14 protein-coding genes are annotated in these 14,885 nt (G+C 59.9%); 11 read left to right on the top strand and 3 right to left on the bottom strand.

Features of this window, described 5'->3' with window-relative positions; translation table 11 throughout:
- Positions 1 to 48 precede the first annotated feature (48 nt).
- Positions 49 to 2,736 carry a phosphoenolpyruvate carboxylase gene (gene ppc, locus HUO14_RS15030; RefSeq protein ID WP_176280664.1) on the bottom strand — a complete coding sequence of 896 codons (2,688 nt, stop codon included), beginning with the start codon at positions 2,734 to 2,736 and terminating at the stop codon, positions 49 to 51.
- 110 nt (positions 2,737 to 2,846) lie between these two features.
- Between ppc and HUO14_RS15025 the strand changes: the two genes are divergently transcribed.
- Positions 2,847 to 3,563 carry a CPBP family intramembrane glutamic endopeptidase gene (locus tag HUO14_RS15025; RefSeq protein WP_176280663.1) on the top strand — a complete coding sequence of 239 codons (717 nt, stop codon included), beginning with the start codon at positions 2,847 to 2,849 and terminating at the stop codon, positions 3,561 to 3,563.
- Positions 3,564 to 3,578: 15 nt separating this feature from the next.
- Here HUO14_RS15025 and HUO14_RS15020 read toward each other — a convergent pair whose 3' ends face one another.
- Positions 3,579 to 4,145, bottom strand: coding sequence for an HNH endonuclease (locus HUO14_RS15020; RefSeq protein ID WP_176280662.1), 567 nt, complete (start codon positions 4,143 to 4,145; stop codon positions 3,579 to 3,581).
- Positions 4,146 to 4,231: 86 nt separating this feature from the next.
- Here HUO14_RS15020 and gluQRS point away from each other — a divergent pair, with 86 nt between their 5' ends.
- The 5 genes from gluQRS to egtD all read left to right on the top strand — a co-directional run bounded on the left by gluQRS (position 4,232) and on the right by egtD (position 8,278).
- Positions 4,232 to 5,116: a tRNA glutamyl-Q(34) synthetase GluQRS gene (gluQRS, locus tag HUO14_RS15015; RefSeq protein WP_176280661.1), complete on the top strand. Its 885-nt coding sequence runs from the start codon at positions 4,232 to 4,234 to the stop codon at positions 5,114 to 5,116.
- Positions 5,117 to 5,131: 15 nt separating this feature from the next.
- Complete coding sequence (locus HUO14_RS15010) at positions 5,132 to 5,362, top strand: HIG1 domain-containing protein (RefSeq protein ID WP_176280660.1); 231 nt, start codon at positions 5,132 to 5,134, stop codon at positions 5,360 to 5,362.
- Positions 5,363 to 5,374: 12 nt separating this feature from the next.
- Complete coding sequence (locus HUO14_RS15005) at positions 5,375 to 5,956, top strand: cob(I)yrinic acid a,c-diamide adenosyltransferase (protein WP_176280659.1); 582 nt, start codon at positions 5,375 to 5,377, stop codon at positions 5,954 to 5,956.
- Between the two features lie 173 nt (positions 5,957 to 6,129).
- Complete coding sequence (gene egtB, locus HUO14_RS15000; RefSeq protein WP_176280855.1) at positions 6,130 to 7,302, top strand: ergothioneine biosynthesis protein EgtB; 1,173 nt, start codon at positions 6,130 to 6,132, stop codon at positions 7,300 to 7,302.
- Positions 7,303 to 7,318: 16 nt separating this feature from the next.
- Positions 7,319 to 8,278, top strand: coding sequence for an L-histidine N(alpha)-methyltransferase (gene egtD, locus HUO14_RS14995; protein WP_176280658.1), 960 nt, complete (start codon positions 7,319 to 7,321; stop codon positions 8,276 to 8,278).
- A gap of 3 nt (positions 8,279 to 8,281) precedes the next feature.
- Here egtD and HUO14_RS14990 read toward each other — a convergent pair whose 3' ends face one another.
- Positions 8,282 to 9,373, bottom strand: coding sequence for a DUF1176 domain-containing protein (locus tag HUO14_RS14990; protein ID WP_176280657.1), 1,092 nt, complete (start codon positions 9,371 to 9,373; stop codon positions 8,282 to 8,284).
- Between the two features lie 76 nt (positions 9,374 to 9,449).
- Between HUO14_RS14990 and HUO14_RS14985 the strand changes: the two genes are divergently transcribed.
- From HUO14_RS14985 to nikE, 5 genes are all read left to right on the top strand, one after another.
- The gene (locus HUO14_RS14985; protein ID WP_176280656.1) at positions 9,450 to 10,319 is read left to right on the top strand and encodes a 3-hydroxyacyl-CoA dehydrogenase family protein; all 870 of its coding nucleotides are present in this window, start codon (positions 9,450 to 9,452) and stop codon (positions 10,317 to 10,319) included.
- 97 nt (positions 10,320 to 10,416) lie between these two features.
- Positions 10,417 to 11,562: an epoxide hydrolase family protein gene (locus tag HUO14_RS14980; protein ID WP_176280655.1), complete on the top strand. Its 1,146-nt coding sequence runs from the start codon at positions 10,417 to 10,419 to the stop codon at positions 11,560 to 11,562.
- A gap of 6 nt (positions 11,563 to 11,568) precedes the next feature.
- Positions 11,569 to 12,489, top strand: a complete 921-nt coding sequence (locus HUO14_RS14975) for an ABC transporter permease subunit (RefSeq protein WP_176280654.1) — start codon at positions 11,569 to 11,571, stop codon at positions 12,487 to 12,489.
- Between the two features lie 4 nt (positions 12,490 to 12,493).
- Positions 12,494 to 13,282 carry an ABC transporter permease gene (locus tag HUO14_RS14970; RefSeq protein WP_176280653.1) on the top strand — a complete coding sequence of 263 codons (789 nt, stop codon included), beginning with the start codon at positions 12,494 to 12,496 and terminating at the stop codon, positions 13,280 to 13,282.
- Positions 13,279 to 14,826, top strand: a complete 1,548-nt coding sequence (nikE, locus tag HUO14_RS14965) for a nickel ABC transporter ATP-binding protein NikE (protein ID WP_176280652.1) — start codon at positions 13,279 to 13,281, stop codon at positions 14,824 to 14,826. The genes HUO14_RS14970 and nikE overlap by 4 nt, the downstream gene beginning before the upstream one ends.
- Positions 14,827 to 14,885: the final 59 nt, after the last annotated feature.

Raw genomic sequence — 14,885 nt, 5'->3', positions numbered from 1 at the left:
CTAGGCTTTGCTGCAATATAAAGACATTGCCGTCACCAGAGCCGTGAATCAGCCGCTATTGCGCAGTGCGGTGGCGATCGCGTTGAGCGACAACTGGATTCCTTCTCCGATGCGCGGGTCGTCTTCGCCGGCGCGCAGGCGTTTCATCAGCTCGATCTGGAGATGATTGAGCGGCTCGATATAGGGCAACCGCAACTCGATGCTGTTGAACAAAGACGGATTTTTCGCCAGCAAATGCGGCTGGTCGGTAATCTCGAGCAATATGTCGCGCGTCTGGTACCAGCTGGAGCGAATGCGGCCGAAAAACGCCTGTCCCATGTCCTGATCCTCGACCAGCCCGGCATAACGGGCGGCGATGCCCATGTCGGATTTGGCCAGCACCATTTCCATGTTGGAGAGCGAGGCCTGAAAGAACGGCCAGCTTTGCGCCATGTCTTTCAACTTTTCCTTGTCATCAAACGCGGTCAGCGCCTGTCCGACGCCATACCAGCCGGGCAGCATGACCCGGGCCTGGGCCCAGCTGAAGACCCACGGGATCGCGCGCAGATCCTCGATCTTGTCGCTTTTCGTCCGGCTGGCGGGGCGCGAGCCGATCTTGAGCTTGGCGATTTCGGTCAGTGGAGTCATCTGGCGGAAAAATGTACGAAACGCATCGTCGCCGTACACCAGATCGCGATATTCGGTGAACGCGATTTGCGAAATCTGGTCCATCGCCACGCCAAACTCTGCCTGGACCCTGGCGTCCCTGTGATCGGGCTCCAACGAATTGATCAGCACCGCCGATGTCATCGCTTCCAGATTGGCTTCTGCGACATCCTCCGTGCCATATTTGGCGGCGATCACTTCGCCCTGTTCGGTGATCCGGATGCGACCGGCGACTGTTCCCTTGGGCTGGGCCTTGATGGCTCCGAACGCCGAACCACCGCCGCGCCCCACGGCACCGCCACGTCCGTGGAAGAGCTGCATCCTGATTCCGGCTTTCTCGAATATCGGAATCAAGGCGTCGCTCGCCTTGAACAGACTCCAGGTCGAAGTAAGATAGCCGCCGTCCTTGTTGCTGTCCGAATAGCCGATCATCACTTCCTGATGACCGCGTCCCTTGGTCAGCGCATACATTTCCGGAATGGCGAAGAAATCGGTCATCACGGCGGGTGCGTTTTCCAGATCGGCAACCGTCTCGAACAACGGCACCGCCATCACCGGGCAGGTCGGCGGCTTGCCGTTTTCTGTCGGTGCGCGATAGAGGCCGGTCTCCATCAACAGGACATAGACTTCCAATATGTCGGAAACGCTCTCGCCGTTGCTGATGTTATAATTGGTAATGACCTCGGGGCCATATTTGCGATGCGCCTCGGCAGCGGCGCGGATGATTTGCAATTCCTTCGTGGTTTCTTCGGAATATTCGGTCCACGGGCTGAACAGCGGCCGGTTGTTCGCCAGTTCCGCGCGCAGCCTTTCGACCCTGGCCGGTTCGTCCAGAGCCAGATAATCGTCCTCCACCCCGGCGCGTTTCAGCAGTTCCGCAACCACTCGTTCGTGGATCTTGCTGTTCTGCCGCATGTCGAGAGTGGCGAGGTGAAATCCGAACAGTTCGACCGTCCGGATCAGCCGGCCCAGCGCTCCGGAAGTGGCGAAAACGCCTTTGCCGGCGGACTTGAGCCCGCGCGCCAGTATGACAAGGTCCGCTCGCAACTGTTGCGGGTTGTCATAAGCCTTGGCGGCAATCGGAGACATGCGGCCCGGGACGTGATCGCACAGTTTGAGATGGGTCGCCGACAGCCGGGCGTAAATGCCCGACAGCGCGCGGCGGTAGGGCTCGTCCTTGCGGCTCAGCGAATCATCACCGCTTGCGTCGGCGAGTGCAAGGACGGCTTCGGGGACGTCCGCAAGTTCGGTGGAAATCGAAAGCTCTGCGCCCAATGCGTGAACGCGCATCAGATAATAGCCGATGACGGTTTCGGCCGCCCGCGAAAGCGCTTCTTCCATGGCACCGGCGTCGACAAAGGGATTGCCGTCCCGGTCGCCGCCAATCCAGCTGTTGAGCTTGAGGAAACTGGGCAGGCGCGCGCCCAGAATCGATTCCCATTTTGCATAGAGCCGGGGAAGCACCGGAAGGAATACATCCTTCATGTAGCTTTGCGAAATCTGGACTTCGTCGGTGACGAACAAGCGCTCGCGGCGCAGCGGGCGGGTCTGCCAGAGCAGGGCGATCTGGCGCATGATCGCAGCGTCCAGCATGTCGCCTTGCGGGGTTTCGGTTTCGCCGTCGTCTTTCATCAGCAACAGTTCGGCGATGCGGGATTTATGATCGATGATGCTCTTGCGCCGCACCTCGGTCGGGTGCGCGGTCAGTACCGGCGCGATCAGCGCCTCGTCGAGCAATTTCAGCACCGCTTGCTTGTCTACACCCTCGCTGGCGAGCAATTCTATCGCCTCGACCACGGTCGCGCCTTCTTCGGCTGCGACGCCCTGACGATCTTCGGCCAGATTGGCGAGCAGCGAAAACAGCATGAATCCGCGCACAAAGGCCAGCGTTTCGTCGAGCGACAGGGCATCCAGACCGGGATCTATCGCATCCGCATCGGCGAGACCGCGGTGGCGATCGACGCTGGTCGACCGGATATATTCGGTGCGTCGGTACAGCTCCTCGCCGCCATAAGAACGAATGACATCGCCGAGCAATTTGCCGAGATATTTGATGTCAGGATTTTGGCGGACGATGAGGGATTCTGTCATGGGCCTGTGCTGCACCGCGACAGGGTTTTGGTCAAGAAATTCTGCGCGCTTGCAAGAATAATGTCTGGTGTTATATGTGGATAATACACCTAAGATGAGGGCGGGGGCATATGTCAGGCATTTCTGAATCGGATGGGACGCCAACAAAGCAGGCGGGCCGCTTCGACCCGGGCGCTTTGCTCGACCTGCTGATAATTCTGGCGGTGCTGGTCATCGTCAAGCAATCAGTGCTGCCCTATAGCTATCTTTACGCAGGGCCTGCTTCGACGGTTTCGGCGATGATTATCGGTACCATCCTGCTGCGACGCAGGGGATTGGGATGGAAAGATCTCGGGTTCCGCTGGCCGGAAAACTGGTGGAGGACGGTCGGTCTGACGTTGGTTTCGATGATCGCCTTCATTGCCGCAACGCAGATAATGCAGCTGTTTGCCGATGCGTTTTTCGAAGATGTCGGCGCGAGCGGGCGATTTGATCATATCGAAGGCAATCTGGCGGCCTATATTGGGATCATGCTGCTGGTCTGGACTCACGGTTCCTTTTTCGAGGAACTATTGTTCCGCGCTTTTGTTATCGATCGGACGAGCGTTGCCTTCGGCGGCGGCATCAAGGCGGACCTTGCCGCCGCGCTTTTCTCCTCGATATTTTTTGGATATCGCCATTATTATTATCAAGGCATGCACGGCGCCCTGATCACCGGCGCGGGTGGTTTCGCCTTTGCGTTGATGTATCTCTGGTTCGGAAGAAAAAACATCATGCCGCTGATATTCGCGCACGGGATTTTCAACAGTCTCGGCCAGACATTCCGGTTTCTTGCCATCGAGGATTGAGAAAGCCTGGGCGAGTCAGCTCTCCAGCTCGATATCCCAGTAGAGCCAGTCGTGCCAAGTATCGTGGAGGAAATTGGGCGGGAAAGCCCGGCCATGTTCCTGCAGATGCCAGCTGGTCGGTTTGATCGGCCGGTTGGCGAGCTGCATGTGCGCCTCTTTCGGTGTCCGGCCGCCTTTCTTGAGGTTGCAGGGCAGGCAGGCGGTGGCGACATTTTCCCAGGTCGTGCGGCCATTCTGGCGGCGCGGGATGACGTGATCGAAGGTCAGATTATTGGGTGATCCGCAATATTGGCATTCGAACTTGTCGCGCAGGAACAGGTTGAACCGGGTAAAGGCCGGATATTCGGACGGCTTGATATATTTCTTCAGCGCAATCACCGACGGGATTTTCATGTCGAGATTGGGGCTGTGTACCTCGCGCTCATAGCTGGAGACGATATCGACCCGGTCGAGAAACACCGCTTTTATCGCAGTTTGCCAAGGCCACAGACTGAGCGGATAATAAGAAAGAGGCGTATAGTCGGCGTTGAGGACGAGCGAAGGGCAGCTTTCCGGATGCCTCAGCAAGTCGGGGTGATACATAAGCGCTGTCTCCCTTGTCCTTTACTGCCCGTTCTTTATCCCTAAGAACATGACATGACGATGACACAAAGAACAATATCCTCATCATGACGTCAAGTGGTCAATTAAATCGAGATATTGTGGTGCGTTTCGCTCCCAGCCCCAACGGATTGTTGCATTTGGGTCACGCCTATGCCGCGATGGTGGCGCATGATTTCGCTCGCGAGCGCGGTGGCCGTTTCCTGCTTCGAATCGAAGATATCGACCAAGGGCGCAGCCGCCCCGAATTTGTCGACGCGATCCTCGCCGATTTGCGCTGGCTCGGGCTGCTCTGGGACGGGGCGGTGATTTTCCAGTCCGATCGCTGGGACAGCTATGCTGCCGCGGTGGAGCGACTGAAGTCCATGGATATGCTTTACCGCTGTTTCTGTACCCGTGCCAGCATGCGCCAGATTCAGGAGGGCGGCTCGCCGGCCGAAGGGCCGGATGGCCCGATTTATGCCGGCACCTGCCGTCATCTCGACCGCGCCCTCGCCGAACAACGGGCACGGACCGAGCCGCATAGCTGGCGCCTCGATATCGCAAAGGCAATGGCCAGGACCGGGCCGCTTGACTGGGTGGACGAACGGCACGGCAAGCAGATCGTTGATGCCGGAAAGCTTGGTGATGTCGTCATTGTCCCGAAGGATATGCCGGTCGCCTATCATCTGGCGGTGACGCTGGACGATGCCCGCGATGGCATCAGCCATGTCGTGCGCGGTGATGATCTCTTTGCGTCGACCGATGTCCATCGCGTGCTGCAGGCGCTGCTGGACCTGCCGACGCCGGTTTATTTCCACCATCCCCTGTTGCTTGACGAAAGCGGTGCAAAGCTCTCGAAAAGTCGCGATTCTGCCTCTTTGTCCGTATTGCGGATGGCGGGCCACGACGGTTATGAACTGGTCCAGCAACTCCGCCGGAACATCTTCCCGGTTGGAATCTCGCTTTCATAGGTTTAAGGTGAACACATGAGCTATATTTTGATATTGATGATCCTCGCAGCCGCTGGCGCCGCTGTTTTTGCACTCGCGCGCGGGCTGATTGCCTTTGCCAATATGAAGCCGGACGATGTCGACGCTGACGGCATCACCGCATCGCATAAAAAGCAGAACGAGATGATGTTTGCGCGGGTCAAATATCAGGCGATTGCCATCGTATTGGTGGTCGTGTTGCTGGTTCTGGCCGGTGGCCAGAGCTAGTCGGCTCGCCCGGTGGTAAAACTCAACAAGATTTACACAAAGACCGGCGACGACGGCACGACGGGACTGGTTGACGGATCCCGGCTGGCGAAAAATGATCCGCGCATGGCGGCCATTGGCGACGTCGATGAACTGAACAGTTCGCTCGGTCTGGCGATTTGCGAAATTGCCGACGACGATGCGCTGGTCCGGACATTGCGGGTCATCCAGAACGATCTGTTCGATCTTGGCGCTGATCTGGCGACACCGGCGGTCGAGGGCGACGATTTTGCCCCTTCGCAAATGGTGCTTCGGGTCGTGCCGTCTCAAGTCGAGCGTCTGGAAACGGAAATCGATACGGTCAATGCCGATCTGGATCCGCTGACCAGCTTCATTCTTCCAGGCGGTTCGAAGGCCGCTGCAGCCATCCATTGCACGCGGGCGATTGCCCGCAGGGCCGAACGGACCTGCGTCGCCGCTGCCCGGGAAATGGCGATCAATCCGCAGGCTCTGGCTTATGTAAACCGCCTTTCGGATTATCTGTTCGTGCTCGGCCGGGCGCTGAATAATGGCGGCAAAGATGATATTCTCTGGGTGCCGGGGGCATCGCGCTAGCCCGCATTCCCGGAACGCGCGATGAATTCTTGCAACCATCCCGCGCAAATATGCGTTGTTGACCTAATCATCGTTCGCGCTATGTTCCAGAACGAGCCCGAGCATCCACCGGAGTAGGACCGATCGCCAGCCAACCGCACTCTCCCTGTCCGCCTTCATCCGACGCAAAAAATATTCCCCGATCGGGTGAACTGCTGGAGCGGTTCAGACAGGTCAGAACCCATTCGCTGCGGCTCGCTGAAGGACTGAGCGACGCCGACGCGACCGCGCAATCGATGGACGATGCTTCACCGACCAAATGGCATCTCGCGCACATCAGCTGGTTTTTCGAAACCTTTCTGCTGCGCGACCATGTGCCTGGCTATCGGCTTTTCGACGAAGCCTTTCCCTATCTGTTCAACAGCTATTATGAAGCCGAAGGCGCAAGGCACGCGCGGCCGGAACGTGGCCTGCTGACCCGCCCGTCGATCGATCAAGTGTTGGCCTATCGCAGCCATGTCGATGGCGCGATGGCCGAGGCGATGGCAGGATTTCCGGAGGAATTGCTCGATCTCGTCGAACTGGGCCTCAATCACGAACAGCAGCATCAGGAATTGCTGCTCACCGACATATTGCATCTCTTCTCCCGCAATCCTCTCAAGCCCGCTTATTCGGCCAAGCCGACCGCACGCGCTGCCGATCCCGGGCCAGTGCAATGGATCGAGGGCAGGACCGGAATCCAGCAGATCGGTCATGACGGTCCGGCTTTTGCTTTTGATTGCGAAGGGCCGCGCCACGATGTGCTGCTAAACCCGCATGCGATCGCCAATCGTCCGGTGACCAATGGCGAATGGCTCGGGTTCCTCGAAGACGGCGGCTATCGCGACGCCCGTCTCTGGCTGTCCGACGGCTGGGCCTGGGTGCAGGCAGAGGCTATCGAGGCGCCGCTATACTGGAGCCGCACGTCTGATCAGCGATGGTCCGAATTTGGTCTGTCCGGGACGCTCGATGTTGATCCGTCGGCACCGGTCAAACATGTCAGCCATTATGAAGCCGACGCCTTTGCAACATGGGCCGGCGCGCGCCTGCCGACCGAAGCGGAGTGGGAAGTTGCTGCCAGTGATGGCTTGCCCAACAGCGGAGCGGTCTGGGAATGGACCGGCAGCGCCTATCTACCCTATCCGGGCTTCGCACCCGCCGATGGGGCGGTGGGTGAATATAATGGCAAGTTCATGTCGGGACAGGCGGTGCTCAAGGGTGGCAGCATCGCCACGCCGCCCGGCCATGTCCGGACCAGTTACCGCAATTTCTTCTACCCCCACCAGCGCTGGCAGTTCTGCGGACTGCGGCTTGCCAAAAATATCTGACGCAAAGGACACCCCCATGGATATGACCACTACGCTTGTCGATCATACCTTTCGCAAGGACGTGAGACGGTGTTTTGAAAGGCAGACCTTTGCGATTCCGGCGCGCTGGCTATACGACCGGCGCGGATCGGAGCTGTTCGAGGAGATTACCGAACTTCCCGAATATTATCCGACCCGGACCGAGACAAAGCTGCTGGAGGCCAACGGTGACGCTTTTGCAGCAGCCGTGGGACCGAAGCGGGCGGTGATTGAATTTGGCTCCGGCAGTTCCACCAAGACCCCCCATCTGCTGAAGGCGATCGATCCGGCGGCCTATGTCCCGATCGACATCAGCGGCGAGTTTCTCGAGCATAGCGCATCACAGCTGCAAGACGAATTTCCGGATCTGCCGATACTCCCGGTCGAGGCAGATTTCATGAAGCGGGTTGAACTGCCAGAAGCGGTGGCGGACATGCCCAAGCTCGGCTTTTTCCCCGGCTCGACGATTGGCAATATGATCGCCCGCACCTCGGTCGACCTGCTCCGTTTCATGCGCGAAACCCTGGGCGAAGGCGCGCAACTGCTGATCGGCTTTGACCGGATCAAGGACGAGCAGATACTGGTCAACGCCTATGACGATAGCGCTGGCGTGACCGCGCAATTTTCGCTCAATCTGCTCGACCGGATCAACCGCGAACTGGACGGCAATATTCCCGTGGACAAATTCCGGCATGTTGCTGTCTGGAGCGACATTTATGCCCGGATCGAGATTTATCTTGAAGCGCAGGAGGATGTGGAATTTTCAATCGACGGGGCGGCCCACGCGCTGGTCGAGGGCCAGCGACTGCATATCGAGAATAGTCACAAATATGGCTTGCGCGATGCCCGTCTGATGCTGCGGGCCGGCGGCTGGACGCCGTTGCACGAATGGAGCGACGAGCGCGATTATTTCACCCTGATGCTGGTGGAAGCCCACCCATACAAGCACGCGCCCTGAGGACTATTTCCCGGTCGTCGCAGCCTGGTCCGCTTTGCGATACTGGGCGCGCCAGACGGTGATCCACTGATAGGCTCCACGGCATTCATGCATCGCGCTGGCATCGATCAGGCGGAATATTTCTCCATCCCAGACGTAATTTTCGGCGCTGCCGCAGTCACCAAGACCGCGGCCCTTGCCAAAGCTGCTGAGCGTCTGGTCCTGCTCGTCCCAGCCCACGTTGACCAGCAGCGGCTGGTTGCCTTCTCCGCCCCATGATGGCTGGCGGTCAAATCTGGCAGGGGTGAAGGTCCAGCCAGCGCTATCGTCTTTTTGATATTCGCCGACATAAGGCGCGCTGGTAAAATTATAGGCGCCGGAGCCGCAGGAAATCAGCACCAGTGCGCGATATACATCTCCACGCTTGCCGAGTGGAAAGGCCTGATCCTCGACCAGCCCGTAGCGGTCTTCCTTGCATTTCGAATCCTCGGCAAGGGCAACCAGAGCGCCGGCCTCGGGAACCAGCTTCGAGGTCTCCCACTGGTCGACGGCGATCATTGGCAGTTCGGCCTTCGCGGGCTGGAATGCCCGCTTGCCCCTGGCGACCAGAGCGGTGGCCGTACCGGCGCGACCCTGTTTCTGGTCGATGTAGCGCAGTGCCGCGGACGAGCCGGCCAGCGAAATCCGGGTGATATTTTCTCCCGTGGGTCCCTGCACGACCAGCCGCTTGCCCTTGATGATCGCGTCAGCGACTTTCTTGGCGTCCTCGCCAACAATCTCGATCGGATAGTCGCTTTCGACGATCGGACCGGTGTCGACCAGCTTGTCGTCGACCATCATTTTATAGCGGTCGAATCCCTTGCCATCGAACAGGACACGGATTTTGAAAATATCGTCATCGCCCGCAGTACGGATGATCGAGATCGGACCACCCCAGTCGTCGAAACCGCCGCCTTCCTCTTCGGCCAGCAGCGATACCGCCTCGCAATTGCCGATATTGTCGCAGCCGACGGCCCAGTCCCTGAAGGTCGGGATTTCACCCGGCTGTGGCACCGGCAAGGCGGCGGTTGTGGCGACGGCGGCAAACAGGCCAGCTATGAATATGATCGGGGGCATATTTGCAATCTAGCCAGTTTGCCCGACAATCGCTAGTGGCTTGTGATATCACGAGGAACAGCGCGAAAGGCATGGAATGAAAGCAATTGGCATAATCGGATCGGGACAAATGGGTGCCGGTATCGCACAGGTTTCGGCACAGGCAGGCTATCATGTCTATCTGTCGGACGTCAGCCTCGAGATTGCCGAACGCGGCAAGGCCGGCATCGCCAAGCAGCTGACGCGACTGGTCGACAAGGAAAAGATCGACCGGCAGACAGCCGACACGGCCTTGTCCCGTATCGAGCCGATCGTGCAGCTGGACCCGATGGCCAGTGCCGATATCATTATCGAGGCCGCCACCGAGCGCGAGGAGATCAAGCGACAGATTTTTGCCGCCGCTTCCGAAGTGCTTGGCCATCAGGCGATACTGGCGAGCAATACGTCCTCGATTTCGATCACCAGGCTGGCGCAGTCGGTGAAAGATCCTTCGCGGTTCGTCGGCGTGCACTTTTTCAATCCGGTTCCGTTGATGGGGCTGGTCGAAGTCATCCGCGGTCTCGCGACCAGCGATCAGACCGCCGCAATGGCGAGTGATTTTGCCAAAGCGGTGGGCAAGTCGCCGGTCATGGCGAAGGATTCGCCCTGCTTCGTCGTCAACCGCATCCTGCTGCCGATGCTTAACGAAGCATTCTTCGCGCTCGGTGAAGGCACCGCTTCGATGGAAGATATCGACCGCGGCGTGCAACTGGGCCTCGGCCATCCGATGGGGCCGATCACTTTGGCCGACCTGATCGGACTCGACACGCTGCTTGAAATCCTGCGGGTGCTGCAGAATGATTTCGGCGACCCCAAATATCGTCCCGCGCCAATCCTGACCAAATATGTCGAGGCCGGCTGGCTGGGCCGCAAGACCGGCAAGGGCTTTTATGATTATTCGGGCGAGGTTCCGGTCCCGACGATGTAGCATATATTCGTTCACCCCGAGTTTCTCGCGGAATGAGGAAGTTAACAGAGCAACCCTCCGTCAACAGGTATGGGTGCCGATTTAGGATGATAAGCCGATGAGCGACGAAATCAGAGACTTTAGCGTTGATATCCCGAAGACCGCACTGGATGATCTGGAGATAAGGTTGCGCCATGTCCGCTGGCCCGATCCGGAACCGGTGGATGACTGGTCGCAGGGTATCCCGCTTGATTATGTCAAAACCGTCGTCGAACATTGGCGGACCAGCTACGACTGGCGGCGTTGTCAGGACGAGCTCAACCAATATGACCATCATCTGACCGAGATCGACGGGGTCGATATCCACTTCATGCATATCCGTTCGCCCGAAGCGAACGCGCGGCCGGTGATCATGACCCACGGCTGGCCCGGTTCGATTATCGAATTCATGGATGTCATCGGGCCACTGACCGATCCGGTGGCCTTTGGTGGCGAGGCAAAGGATGCCTATCATCTGGTGATTCCGACCCTGCCGGGTTTCGGCTTTTCGGGAAAACCGGTCGCGACCGGCTGGGGCATGGAGAAAATTGCCCGGGCGTGGGACGTGCTGATGGCCCGGCTCGGCTATGACCGCTATTTTGCCCAGGGCGGCGATTGGGGCGGCATGGTGACATCGGTTATCGGCGCGCAGAATCTCGGCCATTGTGCGGGGATCCATGTCAATTTCGTGGTCACCGGACCGCCGTCTGACGAAATGATGGCCAATCCGACTCCGCAAGAGCAGGCGGCGCTCGCGCGCTATATGGACTATCAGTCGCAGGGTTCGGGCTATGCCGAGATCCAGCGGACCAGGCCACAGACGCTCGGCTATGGCCTGGCCGATTCGCCGGTTGGCCAGATGGCGTGGATCATGGAAAAATTCCAGGGCTGGTCCGATGACGCGAAAGCGCCGGATGATAATTTCGACTGTGACCGGCTGCTCGACAATGTCATGATCTATTGGCTCAACAATGCTGGAGCCTCCTCGGCCCGCCTGTACCGGGAAAGCTTTGGCTCAATCAATATCGATCCCGTCGACATTCCATCGGGGTGCAGTATTTTCCCGAATGAAATCGTCACGCCCTCGCGCCGCTGGGCGGAGCAGCGGTTCAAGGACTTGCGCTATTGGGGCGAGGCGGAACAAGGCGGGCATTTTGCCGCCATGGAAGTGCCTGAACTGTTCGTGCAGGAAGTCCGGAGCTGTTTCGGCGCGATGGAACTCTAGCAGCAGGTGTTTGGCCTGATCACCCGGCGGCTGTTGACGGCAATCCCGACGCTGCTGGTGATCATATTGGCCTCTTTCTTTCTGATGCGGCTGGCACCCGGCGGTCCGTTTGACGGCGAGCGCCCGCTCGATCCGGCGACGCAGGCGGCGTTGCAACAGGCTTATGGTCTGGACCGGCCCTTGTGGGACCAGGCGTGGCTTTATGTCTCGCGGCTGGTGCAGGGTGATTTCGGGCCGTCTCTGGTCTACCGCGATTTTACCGTATCTGAACTGATCGCGCAGGGTCTGCCGATTTCCCTGATGCTCGGGGGACTGGCGATCGTGATGGCCCTGGCCATCGGTGTGACCGCTGGCCTGTTTGCTGCTGTGCGAGCCGGAAAGGCCGCCGACAAGGTGATCATGATGCTGGCGACCGTCGCCACCGCGCTGCCGACCTTTGTTACCGGACCGGCGCTGGCGCTGCTGTTTGGATTGTGGCTGGGTTTGCTGCCAGTGTCCGGAACCGGCGATGGTGTCGCATGGCTCATCATGCCCGTGGTCGCGCTGGCGCTGCCAGTATCGGGAGCGATTGCCAAGCTGACCCGTGCCGGACTGGCGAGCGTGCTCAAGCAGGATCACATTCGCACGGCGAGAGCGCGGGGTCTTTCCGAAACGAAAATCCTGTTCAAGCACGGGCTGCGGCCGGCTCTGGTGCCGGTTGCCAGCTATCTGGGACCTGCTGCGGCAGGGCTTCTGACCGGGGCGGTGGTGGTCGAGACGGTCTTCGGACTGCCGGGTCTCGGACGCTATTTTGTCCAGGGCGCGCTCAACCGCGACTATCCGCTCGTGCTCGGAGTGGTCACGCTCTACGCCGCGCTGATCATCCTGTTCAACCTTTTTGCCGACCTGATCTACGGCTGGCTCGATCCCAGAATGCGGGAAGGATGAGGCGATGCTGACACGCCATTTCCCGCTGGTCATTGTTCTGGTGATAGTCGCGCTGGCTTTGTTGCTGCCGTGGCTAATGCCGTGGACCTATGACCAGATCGACTGGGATGCGGTCCGCGCGCCGGCGTTCAGTGGATCACATATATTCGGCACCGATGAAATCGGCCGCGACCGGCTGGCCAGACTGGCGGCGGGAACCCGGATCACGCTGATGGTCGCTATCGCTGCGGCGCTGGTTTCGCTGATCGTCGGCATCGCCTGGGGCGCGACTGCGGGCTGGGTTGGCGGCCGGGTCGACGAGGTGATGATGCGGATTGTCGATGGCCTGTACGCGCTGCCGTTCATGTTCATCGTGATTCTGCTGATGGTGGTCTTCGGGCGATCGATTTTGCTGGTCTTCGTCGGCATCGGGCTGGTCGAATGGCTGACCATGGCGCGGGTTGTCCGCGGGCAGGTGATGGCGCTGAAGCAGCGACCGTTCATCCTGGCGGCGGAGGCGGCGGGGACGCCGCCGATCACCATTCTCTGGAAGCATATCCTGCCCAATATCGCCGGTGTCGCGCTTGCCTATCTGATGCTCACCGTGCCGCAGGTGGTGATGGTGGAGAGCTTTCTCTCCTTTCTCGGGCTGGGCGTTCAGGAGCCGCTGACCTCGCTCGGAATATTGGTCAAGGAGGGCGCCGACGACATGGACATGACGCCGCTTGGTCTGTTGCTGCCCGGCGCTGTGCTGGTGGTGCTACTGGTCTGCCTGACGGTCGAGGGCGAACGCTTGCGGGACCGCTTCTCGTGAGCCTGTACGAAATTCGCGATCTGGCGGTGGATATAGCGGGCAACCGGCTCGTCGATAAGGTCAGCCTCGCCGTTGACGCGGGCCAGTGCACCGCGATCATCGGTGCGTCCGGTTCGGGAAAAAGCCTGACCTGCCTGACGCCGTTCGGATTGACGCCGGGCGTAGCCAGCGGATTGATACGGCTGGATGGTATCGATCTTGCCAGCGCCGATGTCGGTCAGTTGAGCGACGCCCGTCGCAAGCTCGCCGGCTTTGTTTTCCAGCAGCCACTGACGGCGCTGACCCCGCATCTGACGGTCGGGGCGCAATTGCAGGAAGCCACCATGCAGGCCGGATCGGCCCGGCCGACGCGGGCTGAACTGGTGCGACAGCTCGAGCGGGTCGGTCTTTCCCGGCCCGACGAGCGGCTCGATCAGTTCCCGCACCGGTTGTCCGGCGGGGAACGCCAGCGGGTGATGATCGCCGCCGCGATTGCCCATGGGCCCAGATTGCTGATCGCCGACGAACCGACCAGCGCGCTGGATGCCTCGTTGCGGGCAGAGATCATGACGCTTCTCGACCAGCTGCGCGCAGAGCAGGGGCTGGCAATGCTTCTGGTCAGCCATGATCTTGCTTCGGTCGAGGGCCATGCCGATCAGCTGGTGGTGATGGACAAGGGAAGGGTGGTCGAGAGCGGGCCGGCCGCGGATATCATTGCAAATCCGGCGGAAGAATATACGCGACGCCTTATCGCTGCCACGCCGCGCCTCGACGAGCCAGCGCCGGAGCTGAGCCAGCCCGGCGATATCCTGCTCGGGACTCGGGATGTCGCTGTCGAATTCCAGCGGCCCGGCTGGCGTCGCGGAAGAATCTCCGCCGTGGTTGATGCCAGCATTACGGTGCGGCAGGGCGAGTCCCTTGCCCTGGTCGGCGGCTCGGGTTCGGGCAAGTCGACGCTCGGGCGCGCTATTGCCGGTATCGGTCCGGTGACCCAGGGCAAAATCCTGTGGCAAGCCAGCGCGCTTCCGCAGCGCCGCAATCGCACTCTCGAAATGCGCCGGTCGATCCAGCCGGTGTTTCAGGACCCGGTGGCGAGTCTCGATCCCCAGTGGACGGTGATCGACATCGTCACCGAACCGCTTCGCAATCTGCGGCCCGATCTGGACAGGGCCGAGTGCAACGATAGCGCGCGACAGGCCTTGTCCGATGTCGATCTGCCTGAAGAGTTTCTGACCCGCATGCCGGCGAGTCTGTCCGGTGGTCAGGCGCAGCGGGTGGCGATTGCGCGGGCGATGATCGCTTCGCCACAATTATTGGTGCTCGACGAGGCGACGTCCGCGCTCGATCCGCTGGTGGGCGCAGAAATTCTGGCGCTGCTTGCCAGGTTGCAGCGGGAGAATGGCCTGAGCCTGCTGTTCATCACCCACGATATCGCCGCTGCCCGCCGGTTGTGCCACCGGATTGCGGTGATGGATGACGGCTGCATTGTCGAGACCGGTGATATACAGGCGGTGATCGATCATCCCCGCCATCCGGCGACGCAAAGGCTGGTCGCCGCCAGTTAAAAAAAAGAGGCTGCCCGGTTGTCCGGGCAGCCCCCTTTTCCAGCGCTATTTTTGTGAAT

Origin of the sequence: Parasphingorhabdus flavimaris (assembly GCF_013371215.1) — a bacterium.
GTDB lineage: Bacteria > Pseudomonadota > Alphaproteobacteria > Sphingomonadales > Sphingomonadaceae > Parasphingorhabdus > Parasphingorhabdus flavimaris.
Note: the sequence above shows the minus strand (reverse complement) of the source record. Positions and strands in the feature narration are given on the sequence as shown.